Source organism: Herpetosiphon giganteus, from assembly GCF_016907925.1.
Classification (GTDB): Bacteria; Chloroflexota; Chloroflexia; order Chloroflexales; family Herpetosiphonaceae; genus Herpetosiphon; species Herpetosiphon giganteus.
This window is the reverse complement of record NZ_JAFBCZ010000020.1, coordinates 83506-98112: the sequence shown is the minus strand read 5'-3', so window position 1 is coordinate 98112 and position 14607 is coordinate 83506. Positions and strand designations below refer to the sequence as shown.

At 48.7% G+C, this 14607-nt stretch carries 10 protein-coding genes; 4 read left to right on the top strand and 6 right to left on the bottom strand.

Annotation, left to right across the window (positions count from 1 at the left end; genetic code table 11):
* Positions 1-41: 41 nt before the first annotated feature.
* A complete protein-coding gene (locus JOD20_RS17565) occupies positions 42-809 on the bottom strand; it encodes a transposase (protein WP_204756514.1) in 768 nt (255 codons plus the stop codon).
* Positions 810-819: 10 nt separating this feature from the next.
* Here JOD20_RS17565 and JOD20_RS17560 point away from each other — a divergent pair, with 10 nt between their 5' ends.
* Together JOD20_RS17560 and JOD20_RS17555 are read left to right on the top strand one after the other, a co-directional pair.
* Positions 820-1371, top strand: coding sequence for a hypothetical protein (locus JOD20_RS17560; RefSeq protein WP_204756513.1), 552 nt, complete (start codon positions 820-822; stop codon positions 1369-1371).
* 44 nt (positions 1372-1415) lie between these two features.
* The gene (locus tag JOD20_RS17555) at positions 1416-1724 is read left to right on the top strand and encodes a hypothetical protein (RefSeq protein WP_204756512.1); all 309 of its coding nucleotides are present in this window, start codon (positions 1416-1418) and stop codon (positions 1722-1724) included.
* Here JOD20_RS17555 and JOD20_RS17550 read toward each other — a convergent pair.
* The 4 genes from JOD20_RS17550 to JOD20_RS17535 form a co-directional block, all read right to left on the bottom strand.
* On the bottom strand, positions 1708-2472 hold the full coding sequence (locus JOD20_RS17550) for a hypothetical protein (RefSeq protein ID WP_204756511.1): 765 nt from the start codon (positions 2470-2472) through the stop codon (positions 1708-1710). The two genes, JOD20_RS17555 and JOD20_RS17550, sit on opposite strands and share 17 nt — an antisense overlap.
* Before the next feature lie 6 nt (positions 2473-2478).
* Entirely contained in the window at positions 2479-3483 is a 1005-nt protein-coding gene (locus tag JOD20_RS17545) for a hypothetical protein (protein WP_204756510.1), read from the bottom strand.
* A 131-nt stretch (positions 3484-3614) separates the two neighbouring features.
* Positions 3615-5657, bottom strand: a complete 2043-nt coding sequence (locus JOD20_RS17540; RefSeq protein ID WP_204756509.1) for a monovalent cation:proton antiporter family protein — start codon at positions 5655-5657, stop codon at positions 3615-3617.
* Complete coding sequence (locus tag JOD20_RS17535) at positions 5647-6216, bottom strand: hypothetical protein (protein ID WP_204756508.1); 570 nt, start codon at positions 6214-6216, stop codon at positions 5647-5649. Before JOD20_RS17535 ends, JOD20_RS17540 begins: the two co-directional genes overlap by 11 nt.
* Before the next feature lie 222 nt (positions 6217-6438).
* Between JOD20_RS17535 and JOD20_RS17530 the strand changes: the two genes are divergently transcribed.
* On the top strand, positions 6439-6894 hold the full coding sequence (locus JOD20_RS17530; protein WP_204756507.1) for a MarR family winged helix-turn-helix transcriptional regulator: 456 nt from the start codon (positions 6439-6441) through the stop codon (positions 6892-6894).
* 389 nt (positions 6895-7283) lie between these two features.
* Here the strand turns inward: JOD20_RS17530 and JOD20_RS17525 are convergent, their stop codons facing one another.
* Complete coding sequence (locus JOD20_RS17525) at positions 7284-8489, bottom strand: S8 family serine peptidase (RefSeq protein ID WP_204756506.1); 1206 nt, start codon at positions 8487-8489, stop codon at positions 7284-7286.
* A gap of 591 nt (positions 8490-9080) precedes the next feature.
* Here JOD20_RS17525 and JOD20_RS17520 point away from each other — a divergent pair.
* Entirely contained in the window at positions 9081-14465 is a 5385-nt protein-coding gene (locus tag JOD20_RS17520; RefSeq protein ID WP_204756505.1) for an Eco57I restriction-modification methylase domain-containing protein, read from the top strand.
* Positions 14466-14607 lie beyond the last annotated feature (142 nt).

Genomic DNA, 14607 nt, shown 5'->3' with positions numbered 1-14607 from the left:
AAAATATTCTATTTGATATGGTAATAACCAATGTTGCTAGTTTAAATCACAAAATCAAGGAAAGACAATCTTCCATTTGTGAGCTGCAACAATGCATTAAAGCATGCGGCAACAAAGCCCAAACGCATATCCATGCCGCGTGCCGTTCGATGGGTGAGTTTCTTGATCTGAAAGACCCGTTCCAACAAACGAAAGGTGGTTTCAATCAAAAAACGGCAGTTCCAGTCACCCCGACCACAGATTTTAATCGGTACGCCATCATCCTCGTCAGCGCGAACGCGAAACCCGCGATCCCCAAGCGCAATCGTGTGCCCGGCCTGCCAAGCAACGACCTCACGAAATTCCTGATCACTGACGTTGGCAGGCAGCCAGGACCATTCGACGACCTCGCCGCGCTGATTAATGAGCCACGCCAGTTTAATTCCCACGATCCAGCGATGATTGGAGATACCTTTCTTCCCCAGTGGTGTCGTGCTTCGGCCTTCGCGCCGTGGATGGAGCAATTCGATCCCAAATGAGTCGATAATGCCAAGGATGGTCGGGTCGGCCAAAAACTGGTCGGTATACGCGTGGGCATTCACCAGCACGCGATAGAGGCGCGATTGTTCCGGTAAGCGCGGGAACAACGGGCCATAATTGGCTTGCAACCAGCGATAAAACGCCCGATATGTCCGGCCTTTCAAGGCAAACAATAACCCGATGGTGACAACTTCACTCGGATACAGCTTGGCGAGCGGATGTTTTTTGACAGCAGCAAGGCGATCATCGACAATACAGAACAAGCGGATGATAATTTCGTCCGTGGGCATTGCGTCCTCCATGGTGTTGGTTAAGCAACTTCATCATCGAGGACGTTCTGCGTTAAGCCAAGGTGTTCAGGGTTCATCCTTTCGGATTGCATCATCACAATCCGTTCATGGAACTAGCAACAGTGGTTTTATACCTGATTTTAAGGTAATTAATATGCAGTATGATCCAACGCTTTATTCATTGCATAATGGATTAATTGAGGCAATTGAGTATGACGCTCAACAGCAGCAATTAATTTTGCATATCGAATATAACCTTGCTTTGGCGGTTAATTATGATCCTAATTCTCTGCATGATGATTTTCGCCAAACCCGATTAATCTTGGCTGGAGTTGTATCAATTCCCTCAGAAATAGCACGAATTATCCAAGCTATCGCTGATAATGCTGATTGCTATGGCGATATTTTGGAATGCAACTGGAGCCATAATCATACTTCTGCAACGCTTGAAATGATGCTGAATTTTTTTGATCCTGCGAAACAGACTGAAGAGTTTATCCAAACGTTGATACACTATCAGACGGTCGAATGGCAGATTGATCCGCCGCTTGAGCAGGCTTAAACGTGCCAGCAATTACCTAATGCGTATTTCATGGAAGGGTGTTCATGCAAAAGCTCCGTTTAGCTGCTGATTATTGCTGTTATCCGGTCTGGTGGAATGATGGCATTCAGTTTGGCGATATTGATCCCAGCGAATTGCCGCTCAGCCCAGACCTCATTGCCGATTTGATGGCTTGGTCGGATATATTTGATGCGATTTATGTTGATGATGATCCGGTGAGTTCGGGCTTTGCGACTCGCGCCGCAGAGCAGCAATTTGCCGAGCAAGGCTTGGCGTTGGCCCAACGATTGCAAGCAGAGCTCGGCGCTGAATACCAAATTACATATACCTATCGGGTTAAAGGTCAAGATTGAAGCTGCCGAATGCTCGGTTTGGCTTCTTTGCAGCCCGCTGCATCGCTTCAACCCCAAAGGCATTTGTATAGCGCTCGCCTACTTGAACAGTGCTGATCAACGTGGCAAGCGCCTGATCTAGATCGACTATAACCAATTGCTGGAGATAGCCTAGCGCTTCATGTTTATCAATTTGGCCATAAAGTGTATAGTAGCTCGCGTGCAAACTCGCATAAAGAGCTTCATGCCAACCTACATTGGCAATCAATTGGGCATACAGCGGCGCTTTTAAATGCCAAGCAGCAGTAGCTGAACTTCGCAGAAGGCTTGTCAAAAGCGCAATATTGGCATTATGCGCCAAATGATGCCAAATCGCATCACAATTGTTGCAAAGTTCAAACCAATCAAGCGCTAGATGATATTCGAGTGGGCCAGCGCAGGCAGAATCGCCTTGGGCCAAAATGCGCCGAACTTCTGCCCAAAAAAGGGCTTGGGTTGGCGGAGCAAAATGTTGATAACGGCTCCAATTCAGCATGAGCAACGCATAGCCTGGCAAATCTTCGTAGATCGCAAACATGAGCAAGAGCTTTTCGCTATCAGTTAGCTCATTGGCCGTATCCCAAATTAAGCTATCAATTTCATGCAACGTATCGGAGCTATAGCCAAGTCCATGTGGATTATTGGTTTGCGAGCCATACCAACGCGCATCTTCAGCTTCGATCGCATATATCTCAGGGCTAATTTTCTCGATAATGGTTTGTTTATCCATTGTGGGCTACCCAGCATTTTGGATGGCTAAATAATCTTGCAACCAACCTGAAACGTTATCTTGATAGTCTTTGGTTTGAGCTGGATCAAGGCCATTCAGCGCTTGTCGCCATGAAAGCGCTCGATTGATCATGCCAAGCCGATAGGCAAGATCCAGGGCTTGGTCAAGTTGCTGGCGCGGAGTAAATTGGGTCCATGGCTCCAAATAGGCATCGCGCAGGCGTTGCAACTCGGGGCCTTGCTCGTCGAGTTTGAGCCAATGGGCGGCGGCGCGCAGCGTCACCAACATCGAAAAGAAGGGGTGACTTACGCTGCAATCGCTCCAATCGGTAAAGGTATAGCCACGCGCTGCATAGAGCACATTATTTTCGTGAATTTCCTCGTGGGTCAGGGTTTCCGGCAAGCCAAATCCAGCCAAGGCTTGACATTGCTCTTGAACAATTGGCTGCAAGGCGTGCAGTTGTTGATGTTCGGCAGTGCTCAAGCCAAATTCTTGATCGATCAACAAGTTGACATGATCGTTCAGCAATTCAGCAAAGAGCTTGAGAAAATGCGCCAAACGTCGATCAGGTAGGCCTAAATCGAGCAATGCTGGCACGCGCGCAGCAAGCTGAATTTGCAATTCGCTATATTGCGGTAACAGTGCATCCCAGTGAGCAAGTTGGCTGGCATTTTGACCAAGTTGACGTAAAGTTGTGCCTGCATCGGCGGAAAGAATCCAGCCTTGGCTTGGCTCGATGGCTAAAACAGGCACGTTACAGGCTGGTTGCCACATGGCAAGGGCTTGGGTTAAGCCAGCCTCATAGCTGAAGGCTGGGGCCGGAGCTTTGAAATAGACCAAGCCTTGGTTGGTGCTAATTTGGGCAAAGGCCGACCATGGGCGTTGATGGATAAGTTCGATTGGCGCGTTGAGCTGGCGGCCATGAGCGCTGAGCTGTTGCTCAATCCAGCTGCTGATTGTGCTAAACCAGTCGGTTTGTTCCCATGGCAATTGGGTAGTTTGGGCTTGCATCCAGACCTCCTTCGACAAAAACAGTGGCTAGTGTAGGTCGGTGGCTGGCTGCAAACATCGGTCTAACGATTGGTTTGTGATCATGGAGGCAAAAAATGCCCCTCGACCGAGTTCAGTCGAGGGGCATTGATTTAGGCTCCGCTTGGAGCGAGGCGGTTTGTGGGCGGCGGATTTGCTGCTTGACTGTTGCTAATCAAGCCATCGACGGCCTGAATTTGGCTTTCGTCGCCAATCACGCCCAACGTATCGCCTGGTTCGAGGGTCAATTGCGATTCTGGATTGCTAATCAATTGCTGATCGCGGAGCACGGCAATGACCGAGGCTCCAGTTTGAGCGCGAAAGTTGAGCATCGCCAAACTTTGGCCAACCAAGCTGCTATTGGCGTTAATACTGCGCCATGCAATCTCAAAACCACGTACACTCTGAATCAATTGTTCAAGCACCAGATGTTCAGTCGGCACAATGTTGGTGTGATATTGATCGCGGCGCACAGCATCGGTATAGCCCTGAACTTGGGTTGCTGCATAGCCCAAACGCAACAGCGTATGGCGAATAATTTCTAAGCCACCCTCTAGTTCTGGGTGAATCACGTCGTGAGCACCTAATTCGGCTAGGCGTTCCACCCCAGAATTGGTTGCAGCGCGGGCCACAATTGGCAAGTTTGGTGCAAGATCGCGGGCGGCGGCAACGACTAATTCACTCGCTGCCTCATTTGGCAAGGTCACGACCAAGGCCTTGGCTTTATCGAGCTTGGCGTGGGTCAGTACTTCCGAGTTGGCAGCGTCGCCAATCAAGGTTGGAATATTTTTGGTTATAAAATCGTCGGCGCGATGATTGTCTGCTTCGACAACCACAAAGGGAATCTGCAAGCGCTGCAACACGGTGCCAATGTGTTCGCCGACTCGCCCGTAGCCAACTACAACCACATGATCAGTTTCTGGTAATTTGGTTTTTTCTGGCTCGGTTGTGGCGTGGCGTTCGAAGCGTACCCACAGCCGTGGATAGCGCTTGAGCCATGTTTCAACATGGGGAATCGACCAGAACATCACCGGATTGAGCATAATTGAGAAGATCGCTCCGGCCAAAAGCAGCGAATATTGATCTTGGCTCAAAACACCTAAGCCAACCCCAGCTTGGCCGACAATAAACGAAAATTCACCAATTTGGCTTAGCCCTGCGGCAACCACAATCATTGTGCGGCCAGACGAAGGCAAAATTAGGCCCAAAAAGAGGGTGAAGATGGCCTTGCCAAAGACAATTAATGCGGTGAGGGCGATAACTTGGCCAATATTGTTCCATACATAGATTGGGTTGACCAACATCCCCACCGAAACAAAGAAGATTACGGCAAAGATTTCGCGGAAGGGCAGCACTTCATCGCCAATTTGGTGGCTTAGGTCGGATTCACCCAAAACCACGCCAGCCAAGAAGGCCCCCAGCGCCAACGAAACTTCAAAGGCTGCCGTGGCTGCAAAGGCTGTACCAAGCGCGACCGCCACCGAGGCCAAAATAAACAACTCGCGTGAGCGCGAATGCGAAATCCAAGTGAGCAACCAGGGCAAGAAGCGCCCGCCAGCGAATAGAATCAACACTACAAAGATTGTGGTTTTGAGCAAGGCGATGCCACCAGCGGCCCAAGGATTACCGCCACTGCTGCCGAAGAAGGCGGGCAGCAAGACCAAAATCAGTACGGTCGCTAAATCTTCAAGCACCAACCAGCCGACGGCGGTTTGGCCAGCGGGCGTGTTCAGCTCGCCTGCGTCCATCAAGCCGCGCAGCAGCACCACCGTACTGGCAATCGAAAGCGCTAAGCCCATAACCAAGCCAGCGGCAGTCGACCAGCCCCACAAACGCGTTAGCCCAAAGCCCAAGCCTGTGGCTAACAGCATTTGCAGGGCTGCACCTGGAATTGCGACTTTGCGCACAGCCCATAAATCTTTGAGCGAAAAGTGGAGACCAACCCCAAACATGAGGAAGATAACCCCAATTTCTGCAAGCTGGCTAATATCACCAACATCGCCTTTGAAGCCGGGCGTAAACGGCCCAATGAGCATACCCGCTAAAAGGTAGCCAACGATTGTTGGCAGGCCAAGCCGGCGAGCAAGCAAGCCGCCAGCGAAGGCTGCAACCAAAGCAACCGAGATATTGGTGATCAACGATATATCATGGGGCATCGGCACCTCCTGAGTGTGTTGTAGTTGCTAAAACTGTTAGAATTGGCGCTAATTTGACGAGTGTGCCGCCATCGCTTGCATTGCGCAACGGGCAGCCCTGTTGTTCGAGTTCTTGGCGAAGTTGCACTGGATCAAGTTGGAAAAAACAGGCAGCTTCGATCAGATCGACGTTGCCATTGGCCACAACCAAGCGTTTTGGCCGCCAGATTGGCACAACACGCCGCTGAATCAGATCGCCGAGAATCAGCGTAACGACCGCGAACGGCGCTGCTTGGCTGATGATCGTCGGCAGTTGATAGGGCGGTAGGGTTGGCTCGCACATGCTAATTGCCAGCGCGAGCAGCAATGGATAGAGAAAAAGATGGCCTGGGCGTTTGAGTGGCTTGATGGCAATTAATAAGCCAAGGCTGAGAAGCTGAATTGCGATGCCAACATGGCTCCAGCGCGGGGCAAGCTCAGCAAAAAGCAATAGGATGGTTAAGCCAGCGCTCATCATAAAACACCAGCGTAGCACGCGATCGAGCAATACTAACGGTGGCGACAACGAAGATTTAGGCATTAACACCTCCATAAAGCACACGAGCTAGCTTCACAGGGCGAAGCTGCCTGCTAGACGGGTGCTGCTTGATGAATGAGTATCTATGAGTATAATAAAGATCTTTCTGATCGTTGTCAAGTTCAATTAGCTTGAAAATATTTTTTTAATAATTGAGATTTAGTGCGATAAATCAAGCCTTAGTTTATAAATATCATCAAGTAACTTGAAGAATAAAGGGGAATTATGCAACGGCATCATATTGATCGGCTGGTCGAAGATTTATTTGTTCTCGCTCCCCAACTGCATCGCTTGGTCGATCTTGAGGTGCGACGACAACTTGATGGCGCAACGAGCGCCGCCCAATTACGCATGTTGAACGAACTTCAGCATGGCCCACAATCGTTGAGTAGCTTGGCGCGCCAACAGCACGTCAGCCCACAAGCAATTAGCGAGTTGCTGCCAGCTTTGGTTGAGCGCTGTTGGATCGAGCGGATTCCGCATCCGCAAGATCGGCGGCAACAACTTTTGCAATTAACTGATGCTGGCTTAGCGGCGGTGCGCCAAGCCCAAACTCAAGCCCACAAACAGCTGACCGCGCATGTCGCTGGTTTGAGCGAGGTCGAATTGAGCATTGTTGCAGCAGCCTTGCCCGCCTTGCAACGCTTGCTCGATTTGGCGAAGCGCGCCGATGAGGGATGAAGAGCAACCGAAGGATGAATTATGAGGGATGAGGGATGAAGCGCACAAAGGCTATGGGCTATCGGGAATAGGTTGGAATACCAGAGCATGCCCTCACCCCAACCCCTCTCCCACGTGGCGGGCGAGGGGAGCACGGAGTCGGCGGTTCCCCCTCGCTCGCGTGCGGGAGAGGGGGGAATCGTCGTTCATGCAATGAACCAGTACAAATAAAGGCTCTGGGCTATCGGGAATAGGTTGGAATACCAGAGCATGCCCTCACCCCAACTCCTCTCCCACGTGGCGGGCGAGGGGCTTTAACGCTCTGGTTCTCCCCCAATTTCTTGGTGAAAACGACGGCTCCCCCTCGCCCGCGTTCAGTGGGAGAGGGGGTTGGGGGGTGAGGGGATCAATTACTGAACTGCTGCATAGACATTAATTCGTCCACACGACCAATAAGTGCCAGTGCCTGCAATTGGGTCGGCGGTGGCGCAAATGCGATCGCGAATTTGGGCGTTGGTGCGGTTTTGCGAGGCCAACAGGCCTGCTAAGCCAGCAACATGGGCGGTTGCGGTTGAAGTGCCGCTAATGGTGTTGTAGCCGCCGTTGAGCCATGTTGAATAGATGCTGACTCCTGGAGCCGCAACTTTGACCCATGTGCCATAGCCCGACGATGGAGTTTTAATATCGGTCTTGCCGCTAGCAGCCACGGGGAAGCAGTTGGCATAGGCAGCGGGATAGGTTGGAGCACCACTGTTGCTGCCACCAACCGCGCAGCTGAGGAATGCACCTTTGTTCCACGCATAATCAACAGCATTTTTTAATGTGGTTGAGGCGCTGCCACCCAGCCCTAGATTGATAACTTTGGCTCCATTATTGGCTGCATAGGTGATGCCTTGGGCTACTGCGGCAAGCGTACCACTGCCATTATTATTAAAGACGCGAATTGGCATCAAGCGGCAATTTGGGCACAAGCCAGCGCCACCAGTGCTATTGTTGGTTTCGGCGGCGGCTGTGCCAGCCAAGTGCGTGCCATGGCCGTTGCCATCGGTTGCATTGGTGTCGTTATCAACAAAATCGTAGCCAGCCACAATTTTGGCATCAAGATCAGGGTGATTGATTTGAATCCCCGTATCAACGATTGCGATGATCACGCTGGAATTGCCTTGGGTAATATTCCAGCCATCGTAGGCTTTGATAACGCCCCAAGCCCATTGTTGGGCAACGCCCGGATCGTTGGGCGTGTACAGCGGTGCATAGATGTAGTTTGGCTCGACATACTCAACCGCTGGATTATTTTTCAGCTCGGCTAAAACACGCTCGCTTTGCTCAGGCGAAGCATTGTTTTTGAGCGCAGCAAATTCGATTAACTCAAGATCAAGGCTATCGAGGTGTTGGAGCTGATCGGCTCCGAGGCTTTTGAGGGTGGTCTTGCGATCTGCTTTGGAGAGAGAATTATTGAACTTAATTAGATATTGGCCTGCAACGGCGGGCGCTTCTGCTGCCGCCAAATTTTCAGGTGTTTTTTCCTTCAAACGAGTCTGCCCAGCAGTAATCGTCGGCGCTGCCAAACCAAGGATACAGCCGACAACCAATGTTCGTAGCCATAGACGCTTCACATAAGCCTCCTCAACAACGAGTTGCAACCCACAGTTATCCAGTACGCTTCCAACAAGGCGGTCGTACCTCTACCTGAGCAACGATGTTGAGCACAACACGGCGAGGCCAGCAGATCGACGTTTTCGGCTCCTTTCGTTTAATTAACTATCGACTGTATACTAGCCGATTTTTGGAAATTTGTAAAAAAATGTTAATTATTAGAACATAGAACAAAGAGCATAGAACATAGCGAAGGGATGAAGGATGAATGCAAAAGGCAGAAGTCAAAAATCAAAATAGGCTATAGGCTTCAGGCTATGGGCTATCGGAACAGCATTCGTGCAATTCGGGCAATTCGTGGATCAAGGCTTTAACGCAGAGGCGCAGAGAAACGATGGCTATGGACTATGGGCTATGGGCTATCGGAACAGCATTCGTGGAATTCGTGGAATTCGTGGCTAAAACATGCTCTTCGCGCTCTTCGTGCGCTTCGCGGTTCCTATCCTTCGTGTCCCTTCGTGTCCTTCGTGGATCAATGCTTTAACGTACGGAAATTATGCTACACTGCGCTAACACATGATGCCATGTTCTGGTTTGCGGGAGATTGTGCGATGAACCAAGCTTTTGACTCCAATGACGTTCAGTTAACGCGCGGTGATATCCGCCAGTTGCAACATGCCGATGCCTTGGCTGGCTTTTTGGCCCGCTTGCAGTATTCGATCGATCTGCGCACGCCCATTGACGATTATACCCAAATTGGCTTGAGTAGCCCCGATTTGCGCCACGAGATTCGCCATGTGGAGCTGTTGGCAACCGACCCACATGATCAAGAAATAAAAATCTATTTGCTCGAAGTGCGCTCCTTAACTGCGGCCTTGCGCAATGCAATCGCCCGCGCTTTTCGCGATCGGCCTGAATTGGCCTTGTTTATTTTGACCAAAGATTATGAGACATTTGAGTTTGTGTTGTTGCTGCGTGAATTGGCTCAAACTACCCAACGCGGCACGCCGATTCGCCAGATTGTGCGGCCTGTACCGCTGACAATCAAGCGCTTGAGCGTGAGTGATGCTGAGTTGCGGGTGCTTAAACGCTTTACCATGAGCGAGCCAGATGCGCTTTATCAGTGGGATAAACTGCGCTCGGCGTTTGTGCTGGCTGAATGGAGCGAGGAATATTTCAATAATCGCGCTTTGTTCTCGGATTATTATTTGAAACAGCGTTTGACCGACCCCAAATTAAACCGTGAATGGGCCGATGATGTGCTGCCAATTGGCCGCAAAATTAATCCCCTGCTCAAAACTGCCCGCAAACAATTAACCAATCAGCCACTTGCCAGCATTCAAAAGCAGTTTTATGCGCCAATTTTGAGCGAATTGGGCTTTGTTGCTCAGCCAGTCGCCGATGCACCAGCCTATCGCTTCGATCTGTGTTTGCCCAAAAGTTCTACGCCAGTTGCGGCATTTTTTGGCTATGTTTGGAACCGCAATTTAGACGATCAAGATACCCAGCGCGATTCTGCCACGCCAGCGATTATTCCTGGAGCCGAAGTGGTTTCGACGCTTGAGGCTGGCACAGTGCCATGGGTGATTGTGAGCAATGGCAAATATTGGCGCTTATATTCAACAACCGCCAGCAATAAGGCCACCAACTACTACGAGGTGGATTTGGAAGAGGCATTTTTTGGGGCGCAGGATGCCTTGGATGCACTCAAATATTGGTGGTTGTTTTTCCGCGCTGCGGCCTTCAGTGGCTTTTTGGATCGCATGCTCAAACAATCGGCGGAGTATGCCAAAGGGCTGGGCGAACGCTTGAAAGATCGGGTTTTTACCGAGATTTTTCCGCAATTTGCCCAAGGCTTTATCGCCGATATGCGCCGCCAAGGCCACACCACGCTGAGCGAAAGCCAACTTAACCCGGTCTTTGAAGGCACGTTGACCTTTTTATACCGGTTGATGTTTGTGTTGTATGCGGAAAGCCTCGATTTGCTGCCGCTGAATGAGCACAACGGCTATCGTGAACACAGCTTGTATACCATCAAACAGGAGCTTGCAGAGGCTGGTGGAACCTTGCTCGACCAGCGTCAAACCAAGCTGCAAGCCCGCTATAGCGACACGTCAACTGCGCTGTATCAACGTATTTTGGCCTTGTGCGCGGTGATTGACCGTGGCTCGCCAGACTTGAATATGCCAACCTACAACGGCGGCTTGTTCAGCCCAAGCAGCTTGAGCGGTCAGTTTTTGCAAACCTATGCAGTGCCCGACCGCTATTTGGCCTTGGGCTTGGATCGCTTGGCGCGCGATTTGGATGATCGCAGCCAAGCCTTGGTGCTGATCGATTTCAAATCATTGGGCGTGCGCCAGCTTGGTAGCATCTACGAAGGCTTGTTGGAATTCAAGCTGCACATTGCCAGCGAACGCTTGGCTGTGACCAAGGAAAAAGGCAAAGAGGTCTATCAAACAGTGGCCAAAGTTGCCAAACCATTGGCGATTATCGAGCAGGGCATGGCCTATTTGGTCAATGATAAAAAAGAGCGCAAAGCCACGGGCAGTTATTATACGCCCGATTATATTGTGAAATATATTGTGCAGCAGACGGTTGGCGCGGTGCTTGATGAAAAATTCCAAGCCTTGGCTCCCCGCTTGCACGCGGCTCAGAAACAATATCGCGATTACGCTAAATTGGTCGCTGCTCGCGCCAAATCGGGCAACCTCAGCAGCAAACAGCCGGAAAATCCGGCGGTATTTTGGACTGACCCAAATAATTCGATGCTGCAATTGCTCGACGATTGTTTGAATGTGCGCGTGCTTGACCCAGCCATGGGCAGCGGCCACTTTTTAGTCGAAGTCGTCGATTTTATTAGCAATCGCTTGATTCCCTTTTTGAATGCATGGAGCGATAACCCAGTTTGGGCGATGATCGACCGCACGCGCAACGAGATTGTGGCCGATATGGAGCGTCAAGGGGTGACGATTGACCGCGAACGCTTGACGCGGGTGGCCTTGCTCAAACGGGCGGTGCTCAAACGCTGTATCTACGGCGTTGACCTGAATTCGATGGCGGTTGAGCTGGCCAAGGTCAGTTTGTGGCTCGATGCCTTTACCCTCGGCGCGCCATTGAGCTTCCTCGACCACCACTTGAAGCATGGCAATAGCCTAATTGGGGCGCGGGTTGAAGTTGTACGTAAGGCTATTGATAATCAAAATACATTATTTGGTCAAAATCGATTTGCTGCTATTGCATTAGCAACTGAAAGCATGAGAGAGATTAGCAATCTAAGTGATAATACTCCAGCACAAAGTCGTAGTAGTTTTGATGCTTATCAACAAGCTTCTGCTCAATTAGCTCCATATAAGCGTATGCTGGATATTTATACTTCACGTTGGTTTAATAATCGATATAGTAAAGCTACTAAATCTCGATCTCTTCCGTTATTGAAGAAATTTAAAGGATATGGCAATACATTTGATCCAACTGTTGAATTATTGAAACATAATCAATTAGAGGAATGGTTGACTAATATTAATAATTTCTCTGTTTTTGGTGACGAAATTAGTAGTGGAATTGCTGAAAGTGCAATGATAGATGCTCAATCTTATAGTTATTTTCATTGGCAATTAGAATTTCCAGAAGTTTATTTTCAACCAAGCTATCCAGGAGCCAAAGATATAGATATAAATCTGGATGCAGGTTTTGATGCTATTGTTTCTAATCCACCTTATATTACACAAATTAGAGAAGATGATAATGTTTTAAACTATTATAATGAGTTATTTAAGAGTGCTACTGGTAAATTTGATTTATATATGGTATTTATTGAGAAAATGTTAGCATATCTCAAAAAAGATGGAATTATGGGATCTATTCAGCCAAATAAATTTATAAATGTTAGTTCAGGTAAAGGTATTAGAAGTATATTGATAATTGATGAATTTTATATTAAAAAAATTATAGATTTTGGTGATAGTCCTGTTTTTGAAGATATAACTACATATCCCTCAATTTTAATTATTAGCAAAGAAATTAATATTGATAATGATACATTATATATGAAGGTGTATTCTGATCCTAATAATATAAAACTATTAAAGCATATAAATGTTAGAATTTTAGGTGATAAAGCATGGATATTGGATGATTCAGTAAATAGCTTAGTAAAAAATAAGCACACTTCTACATTAAAAGAACTTGGTTTTAAGTTTTATACTGGAGTACAAACTGGATCTGACAGTTTGTTTGTAATGGATATAGAAAAAGCGAAATATTTAGGGATTTATCCACAATTTTGCCTACCTTATGCAAGAGGTCGTAATATAAAACGATATAGAATTGAAGAAATATCAAGTTATGTATTTTGGCCATATGATGAAAATGGTAAGATTCTTAAAATCACTCAATTACCAATCAAAATGCAAGAATATTTAGAAGAACATAAAGTTACATTAGCAAATCGACAATGGTTTGGTAAAGATGCTACAGAATTATCAGGCGCTTGGTATGGATTAATGTATCTAAGTGATGAGGATACTAGAACTGGTTCACGATTATTAACTCCAGCACTTAGTGATTATTCTAACTTTACTTATACAACTGATGAATTTGCTATACCGACCGGTACTGCTGGAGGATATGGGCTTAGATTTCCTATGAATTTTGAATTGTTGCCATACTACATTCTTGCATTGTTAAATTCTAATCTTCTTTTCTCTTTAGTTAAAACAAGTAGCCCTGACTTTGCAAATCAATATATGAAGTTCTCAGGTCCATATCTTGCAGATCTCCCAATTCGTCGCATTGACTTCACGACCGAGGCAGCCGAGCGTGAGCGCTTGAGCAAAGCGGCGATTGAGCACTACCACACTCGTGCCTACGAGCAGGTGTTGACGCAGGTGCAACAGGTGTTGGCTGCTGAGCAAAGCGACGTGGTGCATGATCTGTTGGCCTACCTCGCGCAACAAATGATCGAGCTCAACAAAGCCAAGCAACAAGAGAGCAAGCGCTTCTTGAGTTGGCTCGAAACCCAACTGCGCATTCAGCCCAAAAAAGGCGAAACTGGGATTGAAAGCCTGACTGGCAAAACGATTATTCAAGGCTACCTTGGCGATTACCAAAAAGGCCAACGCGAGGTCAGTTGGGGCGATTTCTGGTATCGGCTCTACCAAAACCGCAATCGCTTTGCTGCCAACCTGAGCGAGCTCGAAGCCAGCATTCAGCAAGCCTACCGCCAATCACTTGCCAGATTGCTGCCAATTAAGCACGATTTGGCCCGCACCGATGCCTTGATCGATAAAATTGTCTATCGCTTATATGGCTTGAGCGATGCAGAGATTGAGCTGATCGAGCGCCCACAGTATGAGCAAGCGCTGAGCGAAGCCAAAGCCAACGTGCTCAAAGAAGCGGGCGCAGCAACCAGCGACGAACAAGCAGATGCGATTATCGACAAGATTGCCGAAGAAATTTTGCCTGCTGCTGAGCGTTTCTTCGATCGGGTCGAGCCGATTAGCATTGAAGCCAGCTTGGATGCAGCCTTGCCCGATTGGCGCAACCTACCGCCGCAAATTCCGACCTTCCTGCGAACTGGCGAATATAGCCTGTTGATGGAAGACGAAACCATGGATTTCTCAGTCAGCGTGATTCCGTTTACCAAGGCAGTTGAAACCCTGCTCTACGAAACGATCTTCAAGCCATTCCGCGACGAATCGGGCTTTGGGGCTGCTGACTGCAAGAACAAATATTTGGCCGAATTTATGGAGCGCAAGCGTAAACTCACCTTAGGCAATTTCCCGATTATGCTGAACAGTAAGAGTGAGCAAGCCTTGCGCAGCTTTGTGAGCCAACGCTTTAGCGAGCGCAATATGTTTGGGCCTGGCGGTTTGGCCGAAGTGCTCAATAACGATGCCATGCGCCAACTACGCAACAAAGCTGCCCACGATAAGGTGATTCCACGGGGCGAGGCCGAGCAACTGCGCGAGTGGGCGCTGCACGTATTACGGAGTTAGGCTTTGATCCACGAAGCGCACGAAGAGCACGAAGAGCATAGAACATAGAACATAGAACATAGGGATGAGGAATGTTGTTTCACTACGGTTGATCCTAGAACCACGAAACGAACACCCCTCGCCCGCGTCCAGTGGGAGAGGG

Bases quoted from the DNA above. Each gene is read 5' to 3' on its own strand.
- JOD20_RS17565 (WP_204756514.1), bottom strand. From the start codon at position 809: ATGCCCACGGACGAAATTATCATCCGCTTGTTCTGTATTGTCGATGAT.
- JOD20_RS17560 (WP_204756513.1), top strand. From the start codon at position 820: ATGGTGTTGGTTAAGCAACTTCATCATCGAGGACGTTCTGCGTTAAGC.
- JOD20_RS17555 (WP_204756512.1), top strand. From the start codon at position 1,416: ATGCAAAAGCTCCGTTTAGCTGCTGATTATTGCTGTTATCCGGTCTGG.
- JOD20_RS17550 (WP_204756511.1), bottom strand. From the start codon at position 2,472: ATGGATAAACAAACCATTATCGAGAAAATTAGCCCTGAGATATATGCG.
- JOD20_RS17545 (WP_204756510.1), bottom strand. From the start codon at position 3,483: ATGCAAGCCCAAACTACCCAATTGCCATGGGAACAAACCGACTGGTTT.
- JOD20_RS17540 (WP_204756509.1), bottom strand. From the start codon at position 5,657: ATGCCCCATGATATATCGTTGATCACCAATATCTCGGTTGCTTTGGTT.
- JOD20_RS17535 (WP_204756508.1), bottom strand. From the start codon at position 6,216: ATGCCTAAATCTTCGTTGTCGCCACCGTTAGTATTGCTCGATCGCGTG.
- JOD20_RS17530 (WP_204756507.1), top strand. From the start codon at position 6,439: ATGCAACGGCATCATATTGATCGGCTGGTCGAAGATTTATTTGTTCTC.
- JOD20_RS17520 (WP_204756505.1), top strand. From the start codon at position 9,081: ATGAACCAAGCTTTTGACTCCAATGACGTTCAGTTAACGCGCGGTGAT.